Source organism: Alistipes sp. DJF_B185 (genome assembly GCF_964250025.1).
GTDB lineage: Bacteria > Bacteroidota > Bacteroidia > Bacteroidales > Rikenellaceae > Alistipes > Alistipes finegoldii.
The window spans coordinates 1-504 of sequence record NZ_CAXUDY010000109.1; the positions used below are offsets into that span (position 1 = coordinate 1).

1 pseudogene is annotated in these 504 nt (G+C 57.9%); it reads right to left on the minus strand.

Annotation, left to right across the window (positions count from 1 at the left end):
* A pseudogene (locus tag ACESTR_RS16475) lies at nt 1-442 on the minus strand (hypothetical protein); the annotation flags it as partial.
* Nucleotides 443-504 lie beyond the last annotated feature (62 nt).

The following is a 504-nucleotide window of genomic DNA, read 5'->3' on the forward strand; positions in this document are numbered from 1 at the left end:
TCAATCCGAAATCGCCGCAGGCCGTACGCAGATCTTCGCTGAACTTGCTGCTCTCGCAATAATAATCACCCATCCGTCCGGCCAACTCCTGCAGATCGCCGTCCGTAATCGTCGCAGTATCGTATCCGTGTCTTTCGAGTGCCGTACGGTTCAGAAAGGCGATGTCGAACTCCGCATTCGGATCGTCCTTGTTCGGAACGCTTTGCAGCTTCTCAGCGGTGAACCTGTAAATCTCGTCGAGGAACTCCTTCTCCGTCCAATCCGTATCCTCATGCTGCCGGGAGAACTCGTCGCCCCAGGCAATGAGCGTCGCGGCCGTATCGCGGGAGTTGTCCGAGGGCCGGAATTTCCTGCGCCCAGCTTCATAGGCGATATCGACCAGCACCTCGGCATAGTCGCGCAGGGACACATTGCCCGGAAGCGCTGTGGACTGCCTTTTCATAAAGGCAGTAATGGCCTCGGCATAGATCCGAAGCTGCAAACGGTCGCGCTCCGCGGCGGCTT